Origin of the sequence: Streptomyces sp. JL2001 (assembly GCF_050917515.1) — a bacterium.
Taxonomy (GTDB): Bacteria; Actinomycetota; Actinomycetes; order Streptomycetales; family Streptomycetaceae; genus Streptomyces.
Map to the genome: position 1 here is coordinate 1,623,592 of NZ_CP169421.1, position 23,136 is coordinate 1,646,727.

19 protein-coding genes and 1 pseudogene are annotated in these 23,136 nt (G+C 74.1%); 6 read left to right on the forward strand and 14 right to left on the reverse strand.

Features of this window, described 5'->3' with window-relative positions; genetic code table 11:
- Positions 1 to 44: 44 nt before the first annotated feature.
- The 7 genes and pseudogenes from ACE1OA_RS07010 to ACE1OA_RS07040 form a co-directional block, all read right to left on the reverse strand.
- Positions 45 to 587, reverse strand: a complete 543-nt coding sequence (locus ACE1OA_RS07010; RefSeq protein WP_356608832.1) for a GNAT family N-acetyltransferase — start codon at positions 585 to 587, stop codon at positions 45 to 47.
- A gap of 87 nt (positions 588 to 674) precedes the next feature.
- Positions 675 to 1,106, reverse strand: a pseudogene (locus ACE1OA_RS07015) (GNAT family N-acetyltransferase); the annotation flags it as partial.
- A gap of 226 nt (positions 1,107 to 1,332) precedes the next feature.
- Positions 1,333 to 2,601: an ABC transporter substrate-binding protein gene (locus ACE1OA_RS07020; protein WP_356608799.1), complete on the reverse strand. Its 1,269-nt coding sequence runs from the start codon at positions 2,599 to 2,601 to the stop codon at positions 1,333 to 1,335.
- Positions 2,598 to 3,692 carry a branched-chain amino acid ABC transporter permease gene (locus ACE1OA_RS07025; RefSeq protein ID WP_356608797.1) on the reverse strand — a complete coding sequence of 365 codons (1,095 nt, stop codon included), beginning with the start codon at positions 3,690 to 3,692 and terminating at the stop codon, positions 2,598 to 2,600. Before ACE1OA_RS07025 ends, ACE1OA_RS07020 begins: the two co-directional genes overlap by 4 nt.
- Positions 3,685 to 4,575, reverse strand: coding sequence for a branched-chain amino acid ABC transporter permease (locus ACE1OA_RS07030; protein ID WP_356775661.1), 891 nt, complete (start codon positions 4,573 to 4,575; stop codon positions 3,685 to 3,687). The genes ACE1OA_RS07025 and ACE1OA_RS07030 overlap by 8 nt, the downstream gene beginning before the upstream one ends.
- Positions 4,572 to 5,402: an ABC transporter ATP-binding protein gene (locus ACE1OA_RS07035; protein WP_356608793.1), complete on the reverse strand. Its 831-nt coding sequence runs from the start codon at positions 5,400 to 5,402 to the stop codon at positions 4,572 to 4,574. Before ACE1OA_RS07035 ends, ACE1OA_RS07030 begins: the two co-directional genes overlap by 4 nt.
- The gene (locus ACE1OA_RS07040; protein ID WP_386540870.1) at positions 5,399 to 6,217 is read right to left on the reverse strand and encodes an ABC transporter ATP-binding protein; all 819 of its coding nucleotides are present in this window, start codon (positions 6,215 to 6,217) and stop codon (positions 5,399 to 5,401) included. The genes ACE1OA_RS07035 and ACE1OA_RS07040 overlap by 4 nt, the downstream gene beginning before the upstream one ends.
- A 245-nt stretch (positions 6,218 to 6,462) precedes the next feature.
- Here ACE1OA_RS07040 and ACE1OA_RS07045 point away from each other — a divergent pair, with 245 nt between their 5' ends.
- Positions 6,463 to 7,656: a PucR family transcriptional regulator gene (locus ACE1OA_RS07045; protein WP_356608789.1), complete on the forward strand. Its 1,194-nt coding sequence runs from the start codon at positions 6,463 to 6,465 to the stop codon at positions 7,654 to 7,656.
- 72 nt (positions 7,657 to 7,728) lie between these two features.
- Here ACE1OA_RS07045 and ACE1OA_RS07050 read toward each other — a convergent pair whose 3' ends face one another.
- Complete coding sequence (locus ACE1OA_RS07050) at positions 7,729 to 8,883, reverse strand: glycerate kinase (RefSeq protein ID WP_432752487.1); 1,155 nt, start codon at positions 8,881 to 8,883, stop codon at positions 7,729 to 7,731.
- Between the two features lie 235 nt (positions 8,884 to 9,118).
- On the opposite strand from ACE1OA_RS07050, the gene ACE1OA_RS07055 reads away from it, so the two are divergent.
- The 3 genes from ACE1OA_RS07055 (at position 9,119) to ACE1OA_RS07065 (ending at position 11,479) form a co-directional block, all read left to right on the forward strand.
- Complete coding sequence (locus ACE1OA_RS07055; protein WP_432752488.1) at positions 9,119 to 10,186, forward strand: ADP-ribosylglycohydrolase family protein; 1,068 nt, start codon at positions 9,119 to 9,121, stop codon at positions 10,184 to 10,186.
- The gene (locus ACE1OA_RS07060) at positions 10,183 to 10,674 is read left to right on the forward strand and encodes an NUDIX hydrolase (protein ID WP_356775657.1); all 492 of its coding nucleotides are present in this window, start codon (positions 10,183 to 10,185) and stop codon (positions 10,672 to 10,674) included. The genes ACE1OA_RS07055 and ACE1OA_RS07060 overlap by 4 nt, the downstream gene beginning before the upstream one ends.
- 88 nt (positions 10,675 to 10,762) lie before the next feature.
- Positions 10,763 to 11,479, forward strand: a complete 717-nt coding sequence (locus ACE1OA_RS07065; protein ID WP_356608781.1) for an SIR2 family NAD-dependent protein deacylase — start codon at positions 10,763 to 10,765, stop codon at positions 11,477 to 11,479.
- A gap of 102 nt (positions 11,480 to 11,581) precedes the next feature.
- On the opposite strand, the gene ACE1OA_RS07070 is transcribed toward ACE1OA_RS07065, so the two are convergent.
- Together ACE1OA_RS07070 and ACE1OA_RS07075 are read right to left on the reverse strand one after the other, a co-directional pair.
- Positions 11,582 to 12,082 carry a methylated-DNA--[protein]-cysteine S-methyltransferase gene (locus ACE1OA_RS07070; RefSeq protein WP_356775653.1) on the reverse strand — a complete coding sequence of 167 codons (501 nt, stop codon included), beginning with the start codon at positions 12,080 to 12,082 and terminating at the stop codon, positions 11,582 to 11,584.
- 26 nt (positions 12,083 to 12,108) lie between these two features.
- On the reverse strand, positions 12,109 to 13,593 hold the full coding sequence (locus ACE1OA_RS07075) for an AlkA N-terminal domain-containing protein (protein WP_384870598.1): 1,485 nt from the start codon (positions 13,591 to 13,593) through the stop codon (positions 12,109 to 12,111).
- 284 nt (positions 13,594 to 13,877) lie between these two features.
- Between ACE1OA_RS07075 and ACE1OA_RS07080 the strand changes: the two genes are divergently transcribed.
- Complete coding sequence (locus ACE1OA_RS07080; RefSeq protein WP_356608775.1) at positions 13,878 to 16,622, forward strand: SpoIIE family protein phosphatase; 2,745 nt, start codon at positions 13,878 to 13,880, stop codon at positions 16,620 to 16,622.
- 86 nt (positions 16,623 to 16,708) lie between these two features.
- Here ACE1OA_RS07080 and ACE1OA_RS07085 read toward each other — a convergent pair whose 3' ends face one another.
- The 4 genes from ACE1OA_RS07085 to ACE1OA_RS07100 form a co-directional block, all read right to left on the reverse strand.
- On the reverse strand, positions 16,709 to 18,769 hold the full coding sequence (locus tag ACE1OA_RS07085) for a SpoIIE family protein phosphatase (protein WP_356608773.1): 2,061 nt from the start codon (positions 18,767 to 18,769) through the stop codon (positions 16,709 to 16,711).
- Positions 18,770 to 18,990: 221 nt separating this feature from the next.
- A complete protein-coding gene (locus tag ACE1OA_RS07090; RefSeq protein ID WP_384870601.1) occupies positions 18,991 to 19,509 on the reverse strand; it encodes an O-acetyl-ADP-ribose deacetylase in 519 nt (172 codons plus the stop codon).
- A gap of 94 nt (positions 19,510 to 19,603) precedes the next feature.
- Positions 19,604 to 21,025 carry a phytoene desaturase family protein gene (locus tag ACE1OA_RS07095; RefSeq protein WP_432752489.1) on the reverse strand — a complete coding sequence of 474 codons (1,422 nt, stop codon included), beginning with the start codon at positions 21,023 to 21,025 and terminating at the stop codon, positions 19,604 to 19,606.
- A gap of 63 nt (positions 21,026 to 21,088) precedes the next feature.
- The gene (locus ACE1OA_RS07100; protein ID WP_356775644.1) at positions 21,089 to 21,925 is read right to left on the reverse strand and encodes an inositol monophosphatase family protein; all 837 of its coding nucleotides are present in this window, start codon (positions 21,923 to 21,925) and stop codon (positions 21,089 to 21,091) included.
- 151 nt (positions 21,926 to 22,076) lie between these two features.
- On the opposite strand from ACE1OA_RS07100, the gene ACE1OA_RS07105 reads away from it, so the two are divergent.
- Positions 22,077 to 23,132 (forward strand): lipoate--protein ligase family protein, encoded by a 1,056-nt coding sequence (locus ACE1OA_RS07105; protein WP_356608765.1) that lies wholly within the window; start codon positions 22,077 to 22,079, stop codon positions 23,130 to 23,132.
- The last annotated feature ends 4 nt before the right edge of the window (positions 23,133 to 23,136 follow it).

A 23,136-nucleotide genomic window follows, 5' to 3' on the forward strand; every position in this document is an offset into this window, starting at 1 on the left:
CCCGGGTGCGGACGACGCACCCGGGCCCTTTCGCGTGTCCGGCGCTACATGATCCGCGCGTCCCGCGGGAGCGTCCCGAGCTGCTTGTAGTACAGCGTGGTGGGGCGCAGCGTGCCGGCGGGGTCGGCCGCGAAGTCGGGGATGGTCCCGGCCGCCGTCCAGCCCGCCCTGCGGTACAGGCGCTCGGCCGGGCTGTCGGTCTGGGTGTCGAGGACCAGCAGGGTCAGGCCCTCCCCCGCCGCGTGTTCCTCCGCCGCGGCGAGCAGCCGGCCGCCGAGTCCCTGGCCGCGCGCCGCGCGGTGCACGATCAGCCGGGCGATCTCGCCGCGGTGCCGCCCGTTCGCCTTGTCGCCGCGGACCAGCGTGACGGCTCCGAGGACCACGTCGCCGGGCCCGTGCGCCGTCCAGACCGTCCGCGCGCCCCGCTCGGTCTCCTCGGCCACCGCGAGCCACCAGCCGGCCGCCTCGGCCGGGTCCAGGGGGGCGAGAAAGCCGAGGGAGGCACCGCCGTCCACGGCGTCGACGAGCAGGGCGGCGAGACCGTCGGCGGCGTGTTCGCGGATCCGGGCCGCCGGGAGCCGCTCGATGCGCGCCGGCGCGCCCGGCCCCGCCGGGGTCCGCAGCCGCTTCTCCAGGCAGAGCAGACCCGGCCGGTCGTCCCAGGGCCATACCGTCTCGAAGCCGAGCCCGCGGTAGAGGGCGATGGCCCGCCCCCGCCACAGCCAGACCGAGAGCCGCACCGCGGGCGCCCCCGCCCGCGTCGCGTGGTCCACCGCGCCGTCCATCAGGGCCGCGGCGACGCCTCTCCCCCGGGCCTCCGGGGCGACCCAGAGCCGTTTGATCTCGGGGACGCCGTCCTGGTGCGGCGCGGTCAGCACCACGAGGCCGGCGGCGGTGTCCGCCGCGTCCACGGCCAGCAGGACGGTGTCGTCGGCGAAGGCGGCCGCCGGGTCGAGCGCCTCCGCGCGGTAGGCGGGGGGCAGCTCGGCGGCCGAGGCGACGGGAACGCCCTTCTCCGCCTCCGTACGCAGGTGGTAGGCGGCGAGGAGGGCGGGGACCCGGGGGTCGTCCGGGGTGACGGGCCGGACGGTGCAGTACGCGTTCATGGCCCGAGCTTCACATCGGGTTGTTGCGACGAGATGACGACATGCCCGTGGCCGCGATCACCTCATCCGTGCGTTCCTCGCGGCCGCCACGGGCGCGGGCGGACGGCTGGACACCCGCGTACCCGTCCCGGCGCACGGGCTTCGCGCGCCAGGACGGGTAGCGGGTTCCCCGCCGCGACCGGACGACCGGGTCGCCGGACGGGCGGGGGGCCGGACGGTCGGCCGGTCACTTCACCGCGTAGCTCCGCGCCGCCTCCGAGACGAAGGGCGTACGGACGGTCCGCATGCCCCCGGCGACGGACTTGTCGGGCTGGATGATCACGGACTCGCGGGACGACGGGGCCTTCGGGTCACCGAAGTCGTGCTTCATGCCGAAGCCGGCGTCGTAGCCGTTCAGGGTGAGGAGCGCCTTGTCGACGCCCTCGCGGGTGAGGTCCTTCGACTCGCACGCCTTCTTCAGCGCCTCGCCGAAGACGGTCGCCGCGGTCCAGCCGGCGACGATGCCGTTGTCGAGGCCGTCGCTCGGGTAGGCGGCCTTGTAGTCGGCGACGAGCTTCTTCGCGGCGGGGGTGTCGGCGCCGATCGGAAGGCTCGGGGAGGCGAACCAGTACATCTTCTCCAGGGCGGGCCCGGCCTGGGTGCCCAGCAGCTGCGGGGCGAAGGCCGAGTTGTTCCCGATGACCGGCACCCGCAGCCCGGTCGCGGCGGCGACGCCGACGAGCGAGGCGGCCTGGCGCGGGCCCGCGCTGAGGACGATGCCCTTGACGCCCGCCTGCTTGAGCGCCGCGACCTGGGCCGACATGTCGTTGTCCGTCGGCTTGATCTTCTGCTCGACCACCGTGAGGCCGGCCTTCTCGGCGGCGTAGCGGGAGCCCTTGAGCGCGTTCTCGCCGTAGTCGCCCTCGAAGTAGACGTGGCCGAGCTTGTCCCCCGCCTTCAGGCCCTTCTCGGTGACCAGGAAGTCGACGGCGTTGATCGTCTCGACGTCGTAGGTGGAGCCGAGGACGCGGATGTACGGGGAACCGAGCAGCGAGGCCGACCAGGCCTGCGGCAGCACGAGTCCCTTGTCCTGGCCGTCGACGCGGGGCTTGACCGCGGCGACGAACGGGGAGCCGATGAACTGGGGGAAGCCGACGACCTTCGGCTCCAGCTCGGTGTAGGCGGAGAGCGCCTTCTGCGGGTCGTAGCCGTGGTCGCGGACGGTCAGCTCCAGCTGCCGCCCGCAGATGCCGCCGGACGCGTTGACCTGCTTCACGTAGAGCTGCTGCGCCTGCGTGACGCTCTTGCCGAGGGTGGCGTAGACCCCCGTCATGTCGGTGAGCGCGCCGAGCGTGATGGTCTTGTCGGTGACGCCCTCGCCGGCCTTCACCCCGCCCGCTCCGGTGCCCGAGTCGTCGCTGCTCTTGGCCTTGCTGCTGCAGCCCGCGGCAGTCAGCGCGACCAGGGCGGCGACTGCGGCGGCCAGGCCCCGCACGGCCCGTCGTCGGTGGTTCATCTTTCCTCCACTGAGGGTTGGATGGGGTGCGTGGATCGCCGGGAGGCAAGCCGGACCAGGCCTCCGGGCAGGAACAGCACCACCGCGACCACGGCGGCGCCGTACAGGTAGCGCGCGGCCTCCCCCGGTGCGATCCCGCCCGTCCCGGGGGCAGAGACCAGGGGCAGGGCGTCGCTGTACCGGTTGAGGAGCTGCGGCAGCAGGGAGACGAAGACGCCTCCGACCACCGCTCCGGCGACCGAGCCGAGACCGCCGATGACGATCATGGCCAGGTATTCGAGGGAGAGCATCATGCCGAAGTACTCCGGCACGGTCCGCTGGAAGACCAGCGCGAGGAGGACGCCGGCGAGGCCCGCGTACATGGACGACAGGACGAAGACGGCGGCCCGGTAGCGGGCCACGGGGATCCCCATGACGCCGGCCGCGATCCGGTGGTCGCGGATGGCGTTCATGGCGCGGCCCGGACGGCCGCGCAGGACTCCGCGGGCGAAGAGCGCGCCGGCGAGGAGCAGGACCAGCCCCAGGTACCAGAGCTTCTCGGCGGAGCCGAAGGGCACCTGGGCGACGAGGAGTTCGCTGTCGTCGAAGGTGATCCCGAACAGGGACAGCGGGGGCACCGCCCGGCCGTTGTAGCCGCCGGTGAGGTCGTGCGCGTTGAACAGCACGTGCTGGCCGATGAAGATCAGCGCGAGGGTGGCGATGCCGAGGTAGGCGCCGCGCAGCCGGCCCGCGATGGGGCTGAAGACCCCGCCCGCCAGGCCCGCCAGGGCGACGGCCAGGACGGCGGCGAGCCAGCCGGGCAGCCCGAGTCCGGCCAGTCCGTCGGCGCCGTCGCCGGCGAAGGCGCAGTACCCGTACGCGCCGACGGCGAGGAAGAAGGCGTGGCCCATGGAGAGCTGTCCGGTGGCGCCGGTCAGCAGGTTGATGCCGAGGGCGCCGATGGCGGCGGCCATGGCGAAGAGTCCCGCCTGGAGCCAGAAGCGGTCCAGGTAGAAGGGGAAGGCGGCGAGGACGAGGCCGGCGGCGGCCCAGCCGTACACCCGGGGGCGGGTGACGGCGGCGAGTCCGCGGCGGGGCAGTGCGTCAGACACGGGCCGGCTCCTTCGTGCCGAAGAGTCCGGCCGGGCGGATCAGCAGCACCGCGACCATCACGAGGTAGGGCGCGAGGTCGCCGATGCCGCGGCCGAGGAAGGTCAGGTCGCCCTGGTAGCCGGTGGCGAGGGATTCGGTGATGCCGACGAGGAGTCCGCCGACGAGGGCGCCGGTGGTGGAGTCCAGGCCGCCGAGGATCGCGGCCGGGAAGGCCTTCAGCGCGGCCAGCGAGGTGGTGCGCTCCAGGCCGGGGGTCGGGAAGACGGTGAGGAAGAGCGCGGCGACGGCGGCGAGCCCGCCGGCCACCGCCCAGGCGCCGATCGAGACGCGGCCGAGGCGGATGCCCATGAGGGCCGCGGTCTCCTGGTTCTCGGCGGCGGCCCTCATGGCGACTCCCCACGAGGTGTGGCGGAAGGCCAGCAGGAAGGCGGTGATGAGGAGGCCGGCGGCGAGGAACGCGGCGATCCGGGTCTGCGCGATCGTGACGGGTCCGAGCGCGACGACGGAGTCGCCCCAGGGGTCGCCGAGCGCCAGGATGTCGGTGCCGATGCGACGGGTCAGTTCGGTGGCGAGGAGGATGTCGACGCCGATCGTGACGATGGCGAGCACGCTATGGTCCGAGCCGCGGTAGCGGCGCATGACGAGGAACTCGACGGCCGCGCCGACGAGGGCCGCGCCGGCGATGCCGACCAGCAGTGCGGGCCAGAACCCGATGTCGTCGTGGAGCACGGCGGTGATGTAGCCGCCGGCGAGCAGGAGCGAGGCGTGTGCGAAGTTGACGACCTCGGTGGCGCGGAAGATCACCACGAAGCCGAGGGCGATGAGGGCGTAGATGGAGCCCAGCGAGACGCCGCCCAGGAGGAGTTCGGCAAAGGTGGTCACTCGGCGTTCTCCTCTCCGAGATAGGCGCGGACGACCGCCGGGTCGTTCTGTACGTCGGCGGGGGTGCCGTCGGCGATGCGACGGCCGAAGTCGAGGACGGTGACGGCGTCGGCGAGCCGCATCACCACGCCCATGTCGTGTTCGACGAGGACGATGGAGATGCCGAGGCTGTCGCGGACGCCCGCGATGACCGCGGCGGTACGGCGCCGCTCGTCGGCGGTCATGCCGGCGACGGGCTCGTCCAGGAGCAGCAGCCGGGGCTCCATGCACAGCGCGCGGGCCAGTTCGGCGAGCTTCTGCTGGCCGTACGGGAGCGAGCCGGCGGGCTGCGCGAGTTGCTTCTCCAGGCCGACGAAGGCGGCGATCTCCCGGACCCTGGCCCGGTGCCGTGCCTCCTCGCGGGCCGCCGCGGGCAGCCGGAGCCCGGCGGCGACGAAGCCGGTCCTGGTGAGCCGGTGCCGGCCGAGCATCAGGCTGTCCTCGACGGTGGCGCGCGGCGGCAGGGCGAGGTTCTGGAAGATGCGGGCGACCCCGAGGTCGGCGATCTTGTGCGGGGGCAGCGCGGTGAGTTCGTGCGTGCCGAAGCGGACGGATCCGGAGGTGGCCTTGTAGACCCCGGACAGGACGTTGAAGCAGGTGGACTTGCCCGCGCCGTTGGGTCCGATGACGGCGTGGACGGTGCCGGGCCTGACGGTGAAGCCGACGGCGTCGAGCGCGGTGAGTCCGGCGAAGCGGACGGTCAGGTTCTCGACGTGCAGGGCGGGTACGGGCTCGGCCGGCGCGGACGCCGGGGCCGGGCCGGAGGGCGGGACCGTGGACGGTGTCATCGGGCGTCCTCCCAGCGGGAGAGCACGGGGTGCGCCGTCGCGGCGCCCGCCGCGTCGGCGGCGGCGTCCTCGTCGACCACGCCCAGATAGCGGCGGCGCACCTCGTCGGAGGCCGCGAGCTCCTCGGCCGGCCCGGACAGGGTGACCTCGCCGACCTCCAGGACGTACGCCCGGGAGGCGAGCCTGAGGGCGAGTGCCGCGTTCTGTTCGACGAGGAGCACGGCGGTGCCCCGGGCGTTGATCTCGCGGATGGTGTCGGCGATCCGGGCGGCCATCAGCGGCGCGAGGCCGAGCGAGGGCTCGTCCAGGAGCAGCAGCTTCGGCGAGGCCATCAGGGCGCGGCCGACGGCGAGCATCTGCTGCTCGCCGCCGGAGAGGAGCCCGGCCTTCTGCTGGGCCCGGTCGGCGAGGACCGGGAAGAGCTCGTGGACCCACCGCAGGGCGGAGTTCCGCCCCGAGCGGTCGCCGCGTGCTCCGAGCATCCCGGCGCGCAGGTTGTCCTCGACCGTCATCCGGGCGAAGACCTGGCGTCCCTCCGGGACCTGGGAGACGCCGGCGGCGACCACCCGGTCCGGGGCGAGCCCGCCGAGCGGCCGGTCGCCGAAGGTCACGGTGCCGCCCGTGACGGACCCGCCGTGGAACGACAGTGTGCGCGAGATCGCCCGCAGCAGTGTGGACTTGCCGGCGCCGTTGCCGCCGAGGACGGTGACGACGCTGCCCTCCGGTACGTCGAGCGTCACCCGGCGCAGTGCGCGGACCGGTCCGTACCCCGCCGACAGGTCCGCCACCTCGAGTGCGAGTGCGGTACCTCCCATGGCTCCCCTTCCGTGGCCCGATCGGCCCTCGGACATGCCGGGTCTCCGGGCATGACCGGGGGTCCGCTTCGGATTCCGTGGCCTGTTCAATGGCGCTCACCCCAGCACCGTGCAGGCCGCAGGTCCACGTCCGGCGGCGGAATCGCTGCCGGTGCCCAGCGGGCGCGGCGGCGGGTTGTGCACGCGCACAACACTGCGTGTCAGGGGCCTGCGGCGGAGGGCCGGGGGGTGGCATCCTCCGGAGCATGGGACGGCGCAGACCACGGACCGGAGACGACTGGAAGCTTCTGGCACGGGCGTGCACGGCACTGCTGGAGCGCCTGCCCGAGCTGGTGGACGAGCACCTTCGGGAGCTGTACGAGTACGAGCCCGCCTATGGCCGGATCGTGCCGTACGACCAGCACTGGCAGGAGGCCCACGCGGCGATGCGGGTCGGCATCGAGATGATCTCGGCGCCCCGTGACTCGCCTCGCCGCGATCTGGTGCACGCGGAGGAGATGGGGCGGCGGCGTGCGGAACAGGGCATGCCGCTGGAGCTGGTGGTGCACGCCTACCGCCATGCCGGGCACCTGGTGTGGGACGCGCTGATCGAGACGGCGGACGCGGCGCAGCTGGCGACGCTGATGCAGTCGGCGACGATCGTGTGGTCGGCGGTGGACGCGCAGGCGGACACGGCGTCGGAGGCGTACCGGGCGACGGAGCTGGAGCTCCAGCGTCGTACGGACGAGCAGCTCCAGGCGCTGCTCGACGCGCTGCTCCAGGGGCAGCGCTCGCCGGAGGTCGTGTCGCGGGCGGCGGCGGGCCTGGATCTGCCGGAGCACGGACGTTACGCGGTGGTGGTGCTGCGGCACGACCGGCGGGAGGCGTCAGAGCCGTTCCACCGCCGGGTGCAGGGTGCGGGGGTGCGGTTCCTGTGGCGGATGCGGGCGGACTGCGAGATCGGCGTGGTGTCGCTGGCGGAGGGCACGGGGCTGGACGCGCTGGCGGAGCTGCTGGAGGGGCGCTGTCCGGGGCCGGGCGGGATCAGCCCGGTGGTCACCGGTCTCTCGGAGCTGGGCCGCGGGCGCCGGCTGGCCGAACTGGCCCTGCGCACCTGCCCGCCGGAGTCCCGGCAGGTCGTCCGGCTGGACCGCCGGATGGCGGGCGCGCTGGTGGTCGGCCAGCCGGAGCTCGCGGGGCTGCTCGTCGCGGACGTCCTCGGCGCCCTGCTGGAGCTGGACCCGGCGGACCGGGCGATCCTGCTGGAGACGCTGGACGTCTGGCTCGACTGCGAGGGTTCGGCAGGCCGGGCGGCGGGCCGGCTGTACTGCCACCGGAACACGGTCTTCAACCGGCTGCGCCGCCTGGAGCAGCTGACGTCCCGCTCGTTGTCGCGGCCGCGGGACCTGACGGAGATGACCCTGGCCCTGGACGCCTTCCGCCTCACGGCGGCGGGGTGACGGCCCGGGAGGGGGGTCCGGTCGTGCGGCCCTCGCGGGGCCGCACGACGGCCGGAGGCCCTCCCCCACGCTTTAGGTCAGGAAGTCCCGCGCGATGTTCGCCGCGACCTGCTCCAGGAGCGGGCCGACGTTGGCGATGCAGGCGGCGGTGTCCGGCTCCAGGTCCGTGAGGGGGTAGGCGCGGCGGATACCGGCCGCCCCCAGGCTCTCCGGGGCCAGGGCGAGGCGGCCGCAGACCGCGACGACCTCCTTGTCCGCCGCGCGGGCCGCCGCGGCGACGCCGGCGGGTGCCTTGCCGTGCAGGGTCTGCTCGTCGAGGGAGCCCTCGCCGGTGATGACCAGGGTGGCCTTCGCCAGCGCGGGGGCGAAGCCCAGCACGTCCAGCATCAGCTCGATGCCCGGGCGGAAGCTCGCGTCCAGGCCGACGAGCGCGCCGTAGCCGATGCCGCCGGCGCCGCCCGCGCCCGGGGCGGCCGCACAGTCGGCGGCCTTGGCGCCGATGGACCGCTCCAGGACCGTGACGAAGTGCGAGAGCGCCGCGTCCAGGGTCTCGACGTCCTCGGGGGACGCTCCCTTCTGCGGACCGTAGACGGCCGGCGCGCCCTTCGGTCCGGTCAGCGGGTTGTCCACGTCGCTGGCCAGGACCAGGTCGACCGAGGCGAACCGGGGGTCGATGCCGGAGAGGTCCGCCGTGGCGAGGTCGCGCAGGCCGCCGCCGCCCGGGCCGACGGGCGCGCCGTCGGCGTCGAGGAACTCCGCGCCGAGCGCCGCCAGCATGCCGGCGCCGCCGTCGGTCGTCGCGCTGCCGCCGACACCGAAGACGATCTGGGTCGCGCCGGCGTCCAGGGCCGCCCGCAGCAGCTCGCCGGAGCCGTACGTCGTCGCCGTCAGCGGTGCGAACACGTCGCGCGGGAGGAGCTGGAGACCGGACGCCTCCGCCATCTCCACGACCGCGGTGGTGCCGCGCAGCGCGTACGCCGCCGTGACCGGCTCGCCGAGAGGGCCGGTCACCGTCACCTCACGGCGTTCGAACCCGGCCGCGACCGCGGCGGCGACCGTACCGTCGCCGCCGTCCGCGACGGGCAGTGTCTCCACGTCGAGCTCCGGGACGACCCGTCGCAGCCCTGCCGTGACCCGCTCCGCGACCTGTACGGCCGTGAGCGAGCCCTTGAACTTGTCGGCCGCGACGAGCACACGTGCGACCTCAGTTACTGCTCCGTCCGTCACCTTGCATCCCTTGCTTTCGAACAGGCAGTCGCGCCAGGGCCGACCCTATCCGGACCGGAAGACGGCGTGCCACCCTCTGATAGGGCGATATTCCGGACCATAGCGGGGCAGCGGACGCCGAACCGATCGATCAAACCTCGTCGGCGCGGCCGGGTCCGGCCGCGGGCGGAGTCGGGGCGGTACGGGGACGGCCGCTCGGCGCGCGCCGGGACCGCCCCTTCGGTACACCGGAGGTATGGGGCTCACGCACGGCGAACTCGCCGACCGGATCCTCGGCGGCTGGACGGGCAGGATCGCCGGGAACATGCTCGGCAAGCCCGTCGAGCAGGGCGACCACTGGACTCCCGTACACATCGACGCCTATCTCCGGCTGACGGACGCCCTTCCGCTCACCGACTACCTGCCTCCGCCGCCGCCGGACGCCGCCGGCTTCGAGCTGCGGCCCGAGTGGCCGCAGTGCGTGCGCGGCCGGATCCACGGAAGCTGCCGGGACGACGACGTGGACTACGCGATCCTCGGCCTGCATCTCCTGGAGACCCGGGGCTTCTCGTTCACCACCGAGCAGGTCGGCGAGCTCTGGCTGCTGCGCCTGCCCTACCTCCAGACGTTCACGGCGGAGCGCGTCGCGTACCGCAACCTCGCCGACGGCCTCGGGCCCCCGCTCACCGCCACCTACGACAATCCGTACCAGGAGTGGATCGGCGCCCTGATCCGGGCCGACGTGTACGGCTGGACCTCGCCCGGCGACCCGCGCCGGGCCGCGTCCCTCGCCCGGCGCGACGCGGTCCTGTCGCACACGGGCAACGGCGTGTACGGGGCGATGTGGGCCGCCGCCCTGATCGCGGCCGCCTTCGTGGCACCGGACGTGCGGACCGCGCTGGAGACCGCGCTGGAACGGATCCCGGCGAGCAGCCGCCTCGCCCGCGTGGTGCGGCTGACGATCGCGCTGTACGAGTCGGGCACGCCGTGGTCCGACGCCCTCGCCGAACTCGCCGCGCGGACCGCGGGGCTGGGCTGGATCCACGTCCTGCCCAACGCCGCGGTCCTGACCGCCGGCCTGCTGTACGGCGAGGGCGACTTCACCCGCACGATCGCGCTGACGGTGCGCGGTGGGCTGGACACCGACTCCAACGGGGCGACGGCGGGCTCGGTGGCGGGGGTGCTGTGCGGGGCCGCCGCGATCCCCCCGCAGTGGGTCGAACCGCTGGCGGACCGGGTGCGGAGCGCGGTCTTCGGGTTCGACGGCGCGCGGATCGGCGAGTTGGCGGAGCGGACCGTGCGGCTGGCTACGCTGACGCCATGACGACGACCGACTACGCCACGTACATCGCGAGCCTCCCCCGAGTCCTGGCCGGCGCCGGCGCGCTCTTCCGGGACTCCGCGGGCCGGATCCTCGTCGTGGAGCCCGACTACCGCGAGGGCTGGGCCCTGCCCGGCGGCACGATCGAGTCCGACACGGACGAGACACCCCGCCAGGGAGCGCGCCGCGAGACGGCCGAGGAGATCGGCCTGGACGTCGTGCTCGGGCCGCTCCTCGCGGTCGACTGGGTGCTCGGGCCGGCGAGGCCGCCGGTCGTGGCGTACGTCTACGACGGCGGGGTGCTCTCCGAGGAGCAGTTCGCCGCGATCCGGCTCCCGGAGGACGAGCTGCTGTCCTGGAAGCTGATCACACCCGACGAGGTCGCCGCCCACCTGCCGGGCAGCCTGGGCCTGCGGGTTCTCGCCGCCCTGGACGTGCTGGCGCGCGGCGGGGGGCCGGTGGAGCTGGAGAACGGCCTTCCGCCGCGCTGACCCTGGGGCGGGCGCCTCGGCCGGGGCGGGTGCGCGGCGCCGATCAAACCGTTCGCGGCGGCGCCGCCGGCCCGCATACGCTCGCGACATGACCATGGTCGCGATACTCAGCGGAGCCGGGATCTCCACGGATTCCGGCATCCCGGACTACCGAGGACCCGACGGCGTGTGGACGCGCGATCCGGAGGCGGAGAAGCTCGCCACCTACGAGCACTACATGAAGGATCCCGGGATCCGGCGGCGCGCGTGGCGGGTGCGGCTGGAGGGGCCCGTGCTGCGTGCCGAGCCGAACGCGGCACACCGGGCGATCGCCGCCTTCGAACAGTCCGGGAACCCGGTCCGGGTGATCACGCAGAACGTCGACGGACTGCACCAGATCGCCGGGCTGTCCGAGCGCAAGGTGCTCGAACTCCACGGTTCGGCGCGCTCGGTGGTGTGCACGGGCTGCCATGCCCGGTCGTCGATGAGCGACGCGCTGGACCGGGTGCGCGCCGGTGAGGACGATCCGGGGTGTCTCGCCTGCGGGGCCGTCCTCAAGTCGGCCACCGTGATGTTCGGCCAGCGTCTCGACCCGGTGGTGCTGGGCGAGGCGATGTCGATCGCCAAGGCGACCGAGGTGTTCATCGCCGTCGGCACCAGCCTCCAGGTCCAGCCGGCGGCCTCGCTCGCGGGCATCGCCGCGGAGCACGGGGCCCGTCTGATCATCGTCAACGCGCAGCCGACCCCGTACGACGCGGTCGCCGACGAACTCGTCCGCGAGCCGATCGGGACGGCGCTGCCGAAGGTGCTCGGACGCTACGCCTGAAGGCCGGGACCCGGCGGCGCCGGGCCGCCGGCCGGTCGAGGACCTCGCGACACCCGCACCGGACCGCGTCCCGCGGTCCGGTGCGGTGCCGTGCGGCGCCTGTCAGAAGAGCGCGTCCGGCTCGGCCGCGCCCGATTCGAAGGCCAGCAGCCGCTGCTTGCGGCTCAGCCCGCCGCCGTAGCCGGTCAGGCTGCCGCCCGCGCCGATCACCCGGTGGCACGGGACGATGATGGTGACCGGGTTCTTCCCGTTCGCCAGGCCGACCGCGCGCGAGGCACCCGGGCTGCCGAGGGCCTCGGCAAGCTCGCCGTAGGTGCGGGTCTCGCCGTACGGGATGCGCCGCAGCTGCTCCCAGACCCGCAGCTGGAACTCGGTGCCGTCGAGGCGCAGCGGGAGGTCGAACTCCGTCAGTTCGCCGGCGAAGTACGCGTCGAGCTGGCGGATCGCCTCGCCGAACGGCCGCGGGTCGGGCTCCCCGAAGGTCTCCTCCGGCGGGCGGTGGCGCTGGTCGGTCATGTACATGCGGCTGAGGACGCCGTCGACGGCGACCAGGGTGAGGGGGTCGTAGGGGCTGTCCACGACCGTGTGCTGTACGAGGGGCATGGTCTCGGCTTTCCAGGGATGTCTTCTCAGTCGGTCGGGAGATGGTTGATCGGGTGGTCGTCGGTCGCCCAGAGGTACTGGACGGCGTACGCCCGCCAGGGCCGCCAGCGCGCGGCGGCGGCCGTGAGGGCTGCCGGGGTGGCCGGCAGCCCGAGGCCCTCGGCCGCGCGGCGCATGCCGAGGTCGCCCGGCAGGAACGCGTCCGGGTCCCCCAGCGCCCGCATCGCGATGACCTCGGTGGTCCACGGGCCGAAGCCCGGCAGGGCCAGGAGCCGGGCCCGTGCCTCGTCCCAGTCGCTGTCGAGGCCGAGCCGCAGTGTGCCGTCGGCGAGTGCCCCGACGAGGGTGACGAGGGTGGTCCGGCGGCTGCGGGGCAGCGCGAGGGACGCGGGGTCGAGCGAGGCCAGAGCCTCCGGCGTCGGGAAGAGGTGGGTGAGCCCGCCTTCGGGGTCGTCGACCGGTACGCCGTGCGCGGTGACCAGGCGCGCCGCGTGGGTCCGGGCGGCGGCGGTGGACACCTGCTGGCCCAGCACCGCCCGTACGGCGAACTCGGCGGCGTCGACCGTCCGCGGCACCCGGCGCCCGGGTGCGGCGTCGACCAGCGGCGCGAGCAGCGGGTCGGTCCGCAGCTGGTCGTCGACGGCCACCGGGTCGGCGTCCAGGTCGAGCAGCCAGCGGCAGCGGCTGATGGCGTTGGTCAGGTCCCGCGGGTCGGTGAGGAACAGGCGGCAGGCGATGTGGTCGGGGCGCGGACCGAGGGCGACGATGCCGTGTCCGTGCGGCAGGCTCAGCGTCCTGCGGTAGGCGCCGTCCCGCCACTCCTCCACCCCGGGGACGGCGGTCGCGGCGAGGTGGCCGAACAGGTTGGACGGGTTGAGGGGCGCGCGGTACGGCAGCCGCAGCACGATCACGCCCGGGGTGCGCGGGGCGCGCGCGGCAGCCCGGGAGCGGGCCGCGCGGGAGCGCAGCTCACCGGGCGGCAGGGCGAAGACCTCGCGGACCGTGTCGTTGAAGGTGCGGATCGAGGAGAAGCCGGCGGCGAAGGCGATCTCGGCCATCGGCATCGGCGTGGTCTCGATGAGCACGCGCGCCGCCTGGGCGCGCTGGGCGCGGGCCAGGGCGAGCGGGCCGGCGCCGAGCTCGGCGAGGAGCTGGCGCTCGATCTGGCGGGTGGAGTAGCCGAGCCGTGCGGCGAGCCCGGGCACGCCCTCGCGGTCCACCACGCCGTCCCGGATCAGCCGCATGGCGCGGGCCACGACATCGGCGCGGACGTTCCACTCCGGGGAGCCGGGGCTGGTGTCGGGCCGGCAGCGCTTGCACGCCCGGAATCCGGCGCGCTGGCAGGAGGCCGCGCTGGGGTGGAACACCATGTTCTCCACCTTGGGCGGCACGACCGGGCAACTGGGCCGGCAGTAGATCCGGGTGGTCCGGACGGCGGTGAAGAAGACGCCGTCGAAGCGGGCGTCCTTCGACTTGACGGCCCGGACGCAGGCCTCGGTGTCGGTGTGCATGGGTTCAAGCATCGGGGACGGAGAGGGCTCCCGGCTGGCGAGAAAACGACATCGACCTCGGCACCGGCCGGGCGCCGCGCGCTGCCCCGGCCGACGGGGCGCTCCCGGCACCGGGGACGCGGTACCCCGGCGGGGGCGACACACGCGTGCCGGTCCCGTCTCGATTTCCTGCCCGGGCAGGCGCAGCATGGAAGGACGGGTTCCCCTACGGCCCCGACGTGCCGAGGAAGTGAACGGGTGACAGCCGAGTCCGTGATCACAGCCGCAGCCACGAGAAGAGCCCCATGACCGGAAGGCTTGGCCGAACACGGGGGCTGGGGCTGCGCAGCGTCGCCGGGCAGGTCTTCGCCCTGCAGGCGATCATCGTGTGCCTGCTCGTCGCGGTGGGGACGCTGGCCCTGATCCTCCAGGCCCGGTACGACACCGAGGCGGACGCGCGCAACCGGTCGCTCGCCGCCGCGGAGGCGTTCGCACACGCCCCGGGGCTGCTGGACGCCCTGCGGGCACCGGACCCGTCGGCCGTGCTCCAGCCCCTGACCGAAGCGGCCCGCAAGGCCGCGGGGGTCGACTTCATCGCCGTGATGACCCCCGACGGCATCCGCTACACCGACTCCCGGCCGGAGCTGATCGGGCAGCGCGCGACCGGCGACATCGCACGCGCCAGGGGCGGGGAGTCGTTCACCGAGGTCTTCACCGGCGAGCCGTCGAGCGCGGTCCGCGCGATCGTCCCCATCCGGACCGGCGACGGCGACATCGTCGGCCTGGTCGGCACCGGGATCGAGGTCGAGAACGTCTCCAACGTCGTCGAGGGCCAACTGCCGCTCCTCATCGGCACCGCAGCGGGCGCCCTGGTCCTCGCGGTGGGCGGCGCCGCGCTGGTGACCCGCCGTCTGCTCCGGCAGACCCACGGCCTGGGCCCGCTGGAGATGACCCGGATCAACGAGCACCACGAGGCGGTCCTGCACGCGGTGCGCGAGGGGGTGCTCATCATCGACGCGGACCGCAGGCTGCTGCTCGCCAACGACGAGGCGCGACGGCTGCTCGACCTGGCGCCGGACGCCGAGCAGCGGCACGTGACGGAGCTGGGCCTCGATCCGCGCACCGCCTCGCTGCTCGCCTCCGGCCGCAGCGTCACGGACGAGGTGCACCTCGCGGGCGACCGGCTCCTCGCCGTCAACGTGCGTCCGACCGCGCCGTACAAGGGCCGCCCCACCGGGACCGTCATGACCCTGCGGGACTCGACCGAGCTGGCCGCGCTCTCCGGCCGGGCGGAGGTGGCCCGCGGCCGGCTCCAGCTGCTCTACGACGCCGGGGTGCGGATCGGCAGCACGCTGGACGTGGCGCGGACCGCCGAGGAGCTGTCGGAGGTCGCGGTGCCGCGCTTCGCCGACTACGTGACGGTGGAACTCCTGGAACCGGTGCTGCAGGGCGAGGAGCCGAGCGGCGCGTACACCGAGATGCGCCGCGCCGCGCTGTCGGGCATCGGGGAGCAGCCGCCGCTGCAGCCGGTCGGCGACCTGATCCGGTGCGACGTGCCGACGACGCCGATGGCGGTGGCGCTCGACACCGCGCACGCGGTCCTCGTGACCGACCTGCACACGGCCGACGGCTGGCGGGCCCAGGACCCCGAGGGCGCCGCCGCCGCGCTCGCCTACGGTCTGCACTCGCTGGTCGCGGCGCCGCTGATGGCCCGCGGGGTCGTGCTCGGGATGGCCAACTTCTGGCGGGCCGAGACGCCCGAGCCCTTCGACGACGAGGACGTGTCCTTCGGGGAGGAGCTGACCGCGCGCGCCGCGGTCTCCATCGACAACGCGCGCCGGTTCACCCGCGAGCACGCCATGGCCGTGACCCTCCAGCGCAGCCTCCTCCCCCGGGTGCTGCCGGAGCTGTCCGCCGTCGACGTCGCCTACCGCTACCTGCCGGCGAAGGCGGGGGTGGGCGGCGACTGGTTCGACGTGATCCCGCTTCCGGGAGCCCGGGTGGCGCTGGTCGTCGGCGACGTCGTCGGGCACGGGCTGCACGCGGCGGCGACCATGGGCCGGCTGCGGACGGCGGTGCTCAACTTCTCCACCCTGGACCTGCCGCCCGACGAGCTCCTGGGCCACCTCGACGAGCTGATCGACCGGATCGACCGCCCCGACAGCGGTGGGGGGAACGGCGAGAACGGCGCCGACGGCGGAGAGGACGACTCGCCGGAACGGATCACCGGCGCCACCTGCCTGTACGTGGTCTACGACCCGGCCAGCGGCCAGTGCTCGATGGCCGGCGCCGGGCATCCCGGACCCGCGATCGTGCATCCGGACGGGCGGGTGGAGTTCCCCGAGCTGCCGGTCGGTCTGCCGCTGGGCGTGGGCGGGATGCCCTTCGAGGCCACGGCGCTCCGGCTGCCGGAGGGCAGCCGTCTCGTCCTGTTCACCGACGGCCTCCTGGAGGACCGCGACCGGGACTTCGACACCGGAGTCGCGCTGCTGCGGGACGCGCTCGCGACGACCGGCCGGAGCCCCGAGCAGGCGTGCGCGGACGTCCTGGCCTCCCTGCTCGTCCCGGCGCCGGACGACGACATCGCCCTGCTGGTCGCCGACACCCGGCGGCTGCCGGCGGACCGGATCGCGGAGTGGACGGTGCCCTCCGACCCGGCGGAGGTCTCCCGGATCCGCAACGAGGGCGCGGCGCAGCTGGCCGCCTGGGATCTGGAGGACATCGCGTTCTCCGCGGAGCTGATCCTGAGCGAGCTGGTCACCAACGCGATCCGCTACGGTGCCGAGCCGATCAAGGTGCGGCTGCTCCGGGACGAGCAACTCATCTGCGAGATCTCGGACGGCAGCAGCACGTCGCCCCACCTGCGCTACGCCGCCACCACGGACGAGGGCGGGCGCGGTCTGTTCCTGGTCGCCCAGTTCGCGGAGCGCTGGGGCACCCGCTACACCGAGCGGGGCAAGGTCATCTGGGCCGAGCTGCCGCTCACCGGGGGTGTGCAGGCGGCGGTGCCGGTGCCGGACCTGGACGCGCTGGAGGACCTGGCCTGGTGAGGCGGGCGGGGCGGGCGGCCCGCGGCCGGAGTCCCGGGCGTCGTCGGCCGAGGGCGGTCGGGGAGCCGGCGGTCATCCGGGCGTGGTCAGCCGAGGGCGGTCCGGGCGAGCAGCACGGCGACGTCGTCCTGCGGCGCGCCGGTCAGCAGCTGGTCGAGGATGCCGTCGCAGAGCCGGGTCAGCGGCCGTTCGAGGTCGAACAGGGCACGGGCGAGCTGGTCCATGCCCTCGTCCAGGTCCCGGTCCCGGGCCTCGATGAGGCCGTCGGTGTACAGCACGAACAGGGAGCCCGGGGGGAGCGGCACCTCCTGCGTGCAGAAGTCCTGGCCGCCGGTGCCCAGGGGCGTGCCGAGCGAACCCTCCAGGAAGGTGATCGCGCCGTCGGCCGTGGCGACGGCGGGCGGCGGGTGCCCGGCCCTGGCGATCACGACGCAGCCCGTCGCCGGGTCGTGGACGGCGTACACGCAGGTCGCCATCTCGTCCTCCCCCAGGTCCGCGACGACCGCGTCCAGGGAGCGGAGCAGCTGGGCGGGCGGGACGCCCTCGCGGGCGAGCGTGCGGACGGCGGTGCGGAGCTGGCCCATGACCGCCGCGGCGTGGATGCCGTGGCCCATGACGTCGCCGATCACGAGGCCCGTGCGGCCTTCGGACAGGGCGATGACGTCGTACCAGTCGCCGCCGACGTCGTGGTCGCTGGCGGGGAGGTAGCGCCCGGTGAGTTCCAGGCCGCCGACCCGGGGCAGGGCGTTGTTGGTCAGGCTGCGCTGGAGCGTGAGGGCGGCCTCGCGCTGACCGGTGTACATCCGGGCGTTGTCGATGCTGAGTGCCGCGCGCGCCACCAGGTCGTCGATGAGGACGCGGTCCTGCTCGTCGAACGGTTCGCGCTCCTTGACCCGGGTCACGGTCACCGAGCCGAGCACCTTGCCGCGGGCGACCATCGGGACCATCCGGGCCGAGCCGATGCGGTCGGCGAAGTAGTCCCGCAGCGGGGCGGCGCGCGGGTCGGGGAACAGGGCGTCGAGGTCGGAGTGGTAGAGGTTCATGGGGCGGCCGTCGGTGAGCACGCGTTCGTACACGGTGCCGAGCGGGACCTGGTAGGTCTGCCCGGCGACCAGGTAGGCGGTGGGGGCGGTCGGTTCGGGGAAGGCGGCGGCGAGCCGGCGCAGGACGCCCCGGGTGGACGCGGCGGCCTCGTCGGGTTCGAGGACCGCTTCGAGCATCTGCACGTCGGCGGAGTCGGCGAGCCGGGGAACCAGTACCTGGACGACCTCCTCCGCGGTCTGCCGCAGGTCCAGGGTGGTGCCGATGCGGGTGCCGGCCTCCGCGAGCAGGGCGAAGCGGTGGCGGGCCCGCTCGACCTCGACCTGGGCGCGCTGGCTCTCGGTGATGTCGATGAGGGAGGCGATCAGGCCCAGCCGGCGGCCGGAGCCGTCGAGCAGCGGGGCGTACGAGCAGGACCAGGTGTGGTCGTGGTCGGGGTCGGACGGTGTCCGCCCGGTGCGGCGCACGTCGACGACAGCCTCGCCGCCGACCAGGACCTGCTGCATCGTGGCCTCGAGGGCGGACGCGTTGACGCCCGGTACGACCTCGGTCAGGCGCTTGCCGAGGTGTTCGGCCGGGGAGACGCCGTTCATCCGGGCCAGGGCGTCGTTGACGCGCAGGAAGCGCAGGTCGGGACCGAGGGTGGCGAGACCGATGGGCGACTGGGTGAACAGGCTCTGCAGGGCCGCCAGCGAGTCGCGCATGCGCAGGACCTCGGAGGTCTCCACGGCGATCAGCATGGCCCCGGTCCGTCCCTGGGGGTCGGCGTCGGGGACGATCCACATCTCCATCGTCACGTCGTGGCCGTCGCGGTGGCGCACGGGCAGGGTGCCCACGACGGACTCGCCGGACTGGACCCGCCGGGTCAGCTGGTCGGCGAGCGCCCGGTTGGCGTCGGGCACGAGCACGGGTGCGGCGGGACGACCGAGAAGGTCCTCGGGGCGGTGTCCGAGGAGGTCCTGCGCCGCGAGGGACCACTCGACGACGCGACCGTCGGCGTCCTCCCTCCAGAGGGCGATCGGCAGCAGCTCGCGCAGCACACCCGCGTATCCGACGGCAGCGTCCGGCCGCTCCGGCGTCTCGCTCGCCGGCTGATGACTGTCCAACGAATCGTCCTGACCCCGGGGGGTGTTTTTCCTACTCAATCACCCTATCCGAGGCATGTCGGCGAGGCTCTGCGTGCGGGGCCGTTCGGCTGGGGGCGGGGTACGGCACTCGCGGGGGCGCCGCACGCCCCGGGCCGCGGGCCGGCGCGGGGGCGCGGGCGGGCGCGGGGGCGCGGGCCGCGCTCCGTGAAGGTCGGTCCAGCGGCCGCGCTCCGTGAAGGTCAGTCCAGCCGCGCGGCGAACGCCGCGTAGGCGGGCTCGTCGAAGAGGACGAAGCGGACCTCCTCGACCGCTGTCTCCGTCGCCCGCACCGTCTCCAGCGCGATCCGGGCGCCGTCGTCCATCGGCCAGCCGTAGACGCCGGTCGAGATCGCCGGGAAGGCCACCGTCCGCGCCCCGAGCCCGTCGGCGACGCGGAGCGACTCGCGGTAGCAGGAGGCGAGCAGCGCGGAGCGGTCCTCCTCGCGGGACCAGACGGGACCGACGGTGTGGACGACCCAGCGGGCGTCCAGGCGGCCCGCCGTGGTGGCGACCGCCTGCCCGGTCGGCAGGCCGCCGCCGTAGTGTCCGGCGCGCAGCCTGCGGCAGTCCTCCAGGACGGCCGGGCCGCCCTTGCGGTGGATCGCCCCGTCGACCCCGCCGCCCCCGAGCAGCGAGGAGTTCGCCGCGTTCACCACGGCGTCGACGTGCTGCTCGGTGATGTCCCCGCGGACCAGCGTGATCTTCGTCGGATGTGTCATACGTCCATCATCGCGCCGCACCCACCGGCGCCGCCGACCCTTTTCGGACCCCTCGCCGCAGGCCCCCGCCGGTCCCGGACCCCGCGGCTCCGCGTCAACGGCGGGCCGCGCGCAGCCGCCGCCAGACCGCCTTGGCCGCGTTGTGCCCGGACATGCCGTGGACACCCGGCCCCGGCGGGGTGGCGGAGGAGCAGAGGAAGACCGCGGGATGCGGGGTGCCGTAGGGGAAGAGGGACAGCTTGGGCCGCAGGACCAGCTGGAGGCCGCGGGCGGCACCGCAGGCGATGTCGCCGCCGACGTAGTTCGCGTTGCGGGCGGCGAGCTCGGGCGGTCCGGCGGTCGCGCGGGCGAGGACCCGGTCGCGGAAGCCGGGGGCGAAGCGCTCGATCTGGCGCTCCACCGGCTCGGTGAGGTCGCCCTCCCAGCCGTTGGGCACGTGCCCGTACGCCCAGAAGACGTGCTTGCCCTCGGGTGCGCGGGAATCGTCGACGAGGCTGGGCTGGGCGGTGATGAGGAAGGGCGTCTCCGGAGCCGTACCGGAGGACGCCTGGTCCAGCGCGGTGGCGATCTCGCCGCTGGAGGGACCGATCTGGACGGTGCCCGCCCGGCGCGGCTCCTCCGCCTTCCAGGGGACAGGACCGTCCAGCGCGTAGTCGATCTTGAAGACGCTGGCGCCGTAGCGGTAGGCGTCGTAGTAGCCGCCGAAGCCGGCGATCCGGGCGAGGGCGGTGGGCGAGGTGTCGAAGACGTAGGCGCGCGCCGGGGGCAGGTCGTCGAGCCGCTTGACCTCGTAGTCGGTGTGGACGGCGCCGCCCAGGTCCTTCAGGTACGCGGTGAGGGCGTCCGCGATGGACTGGGAGCCGCCGCGGGGCAGCGGCCAGCCGCCCTCGTGCGCGGCGAGCGCGAACACCATGCCCACCGCCGTCGTGGCGAACCCGCCCAGCGGGGCGATGACATGGCCGACCAGCCCGGCGAACAGGGCGCGCGCCTTGTCGTCCTGGAAGCGGCGCAGCAGCCAGGTCGACGGCTGCAGGCCGTCGAGGCCGAAGCGGGCGAGCGTGACCGGGTCGCGGGGCAGGGCGGTGAGCGGCAGGGACATGAAGTCCCGTACGAGCGTGTCCCACTTGCCGAGGTAGGGGGCCACCAGCCGCCGGTACGTGCCCGCGTCACGCGGTCCGAAGGAGGCGGCGGTCTCGGCGACGGACCGGGACAGCACGGCGGCCGTCCCGTCGTCCCAGGGGTGGGCCATGGGCAGCCGGGGGTGCAGCCACTCCAGGCCGTACCGGTCCAGCGGCATGGTCTTGAAGACGGGCGAGCCGACGCCCAGCGGGTGCACGGCGGAACAGGGATCGTGCCGGAAGCCGGGGAGGGTCAGCTCCTCGGTCCTGGCACCGCCACCGACCGTGGACTTGGCCTCGAACACGGCCACGGAGAAGCCCCGGCGGGCCAACTCCACAGCGGCGGTGAGCCCGTTGGGTCCCGCCCCCACGACGACGGCATCGAGCATCGACGGCACCTTCGGACTCCTTCGTCAGCCGATGGCCAGGGCTCTCAGGATATTCCTGTCCTCCGACGGCCTTTATCGGCCCCGCAGCAGTGTCCGGATCCGGTCGCCCGTGGCCGTGTCGCGGGCCGCGGTGAACGGCAGCGCGTTGCCCCCGGTGATCCGGAACGGTTCGCCCGCCACCGTCGTGTGCGTCCCGCCCGCCTCGGTCACCAGGAGCAGGCCGGCGGCGTGGTCCCAGGCGTACTCCCAGGAGAAGGCCGTGGCGTCGAGCTCGCCGCGGGCGATGGCGAGGTACTCCAGACCGGCGGAGCCGCACGGCCGGGGACGGACCCCGTCGGCCCGCAGCCCGAGCAGGGCGGCCTTCTGGTCCGGGGTGGTGTAGTCGGGGTGCGAGGTGGCGACCTCCAGGGTCGCCGAGGATGACGGCGACCCGGAGCGTATGGGGCGGCCGTTGAGCGTGGCCCCGCGCCCGCGGACCGCGACGGCCATCTCCTCGCGTGCCGGGGCGAACGTCCAGGAGGCGAGGAGTTCGCCGCGGAGCGCGAGCGCGACCAGGGTGCAGAAGTCCGGCTCGCCGCGCACGAACTGCCGTGTGCCGTCGACCGGGTCGACGATCCAGACCGGGGCGTCGCCCCGGAGCGCGGCATAGACCTCGGGGTCGGCGTGCACGGCCTCCTCGCCGACCACCACGGACCCCGGCAGCAGCGCGGTGAGCGACGCGGTCAGATGGGCCTCGGCGGCCCGGTCGGCGACGGTGACCAGGTCGTGCGGGCCGTTCTTCTCGACGATCTCGTGCGCGGCGAGCTGCCGGAAGCGAGGCATGATCTCGGCGGCGGCCGCCTTGCGGACCGCCTCCTCCACCTCGGTCGTGCCACCGGCCAGGACGTGGTCAAGGAAGTCTTCGATCATGCGTCCAGCTAAGCACGGCCCGCTGACATTCCGGGAGTCCGTGTCGTAACCCACTGTTTCCCCACGGAGTACGCTTTGGCCGAGTTCACCCTGAGATCCGGGCCGTCGCGATCCCGTCGTCCCGGTCCGGTCGTCGCTCCCGGGAGGGTTCGTGCACGGCGAGTACAAGGTGCCCGGCGGAAAGCTGGTCGTCGTCGACCTCGACACACGGGACGGCGTCCTGCGCGACGTCCGGGTCGCGGGCGACTTCTTCCTGGAGCCGGACGAGGCGATCCAAGCCATCGACCGCGCGCTGGAGGGCGCCCCGGCAGACACGGACGCGTCGGGCCTCGCGGCCCGGATCGACGCGGCCCTGCCGCCGGGCACGGAGATGTTCGGGCTCACCACGGAGGGGATCGGGGTGGCCGTCCGCCGGGCCCTGGCGCACGCCACCGACTGGACCGACTACGCCTGGCAGTTGATCCACGAGCCGCCCCAGGCGCCCGCCCTGCACATGGCGCTCGACGAGGTCCTGACCGCCGAGGTCGCGGCCGGCCGGCGCCCGCCGACCCTGCGGGTCTGGGAGTGGGGCGCGCCGGCCGTGGTGATCGGCAGCTTCCAGTCGCTGCGCAACGAGGTGGACCCGGAGGCGGCCGAACGGCACGGCATCGAGGTGGTCCGCCGGATCTCCGGTGGCGGCGCCATGTTCATCGAACCGGGCAACACCATCACGTACTCCCTCTCCGTGCCCGACGCCCTCGTGCAGGGCCTGTCCTTCACCGACAGCTACGCCTACCTCGACGACTGGGTGCTCGGCGCGCTCGGCGACATGGGGGTGAAGGCCTGGTACCAACCGCTCAACGACATCGCCACCGACGCCGGCAAGATCGCGGGCGCCGCGCAGAAGCGGATGGTCGCGGGCGAGGGCGCGGTGCTGCACCACGTGACGATGGCGTACGACATCGACGCCGACAAGATGACGGAGGTGCTGCGGATCGGCCGCGAGAAGCTCTCCGACAAGGGCACGTCGAGCGCGAAGAAGCGGGTGGATCCGCTGCGCCGGCAGACCGGACTGCCGCGCGAGGCGGTCATCGAGCGGATGATCGGCTCCTTCCGGGACCGCTACGGCCTGACCGAGGGCCGGGTCACGGAGGAGGAGAAGGCGCGGGCGAAGGAGCTGGCCGCGGCCAAGTTCGGCACGCGGGAGTGGACGGCGAGGGTGCCCTGAGGGC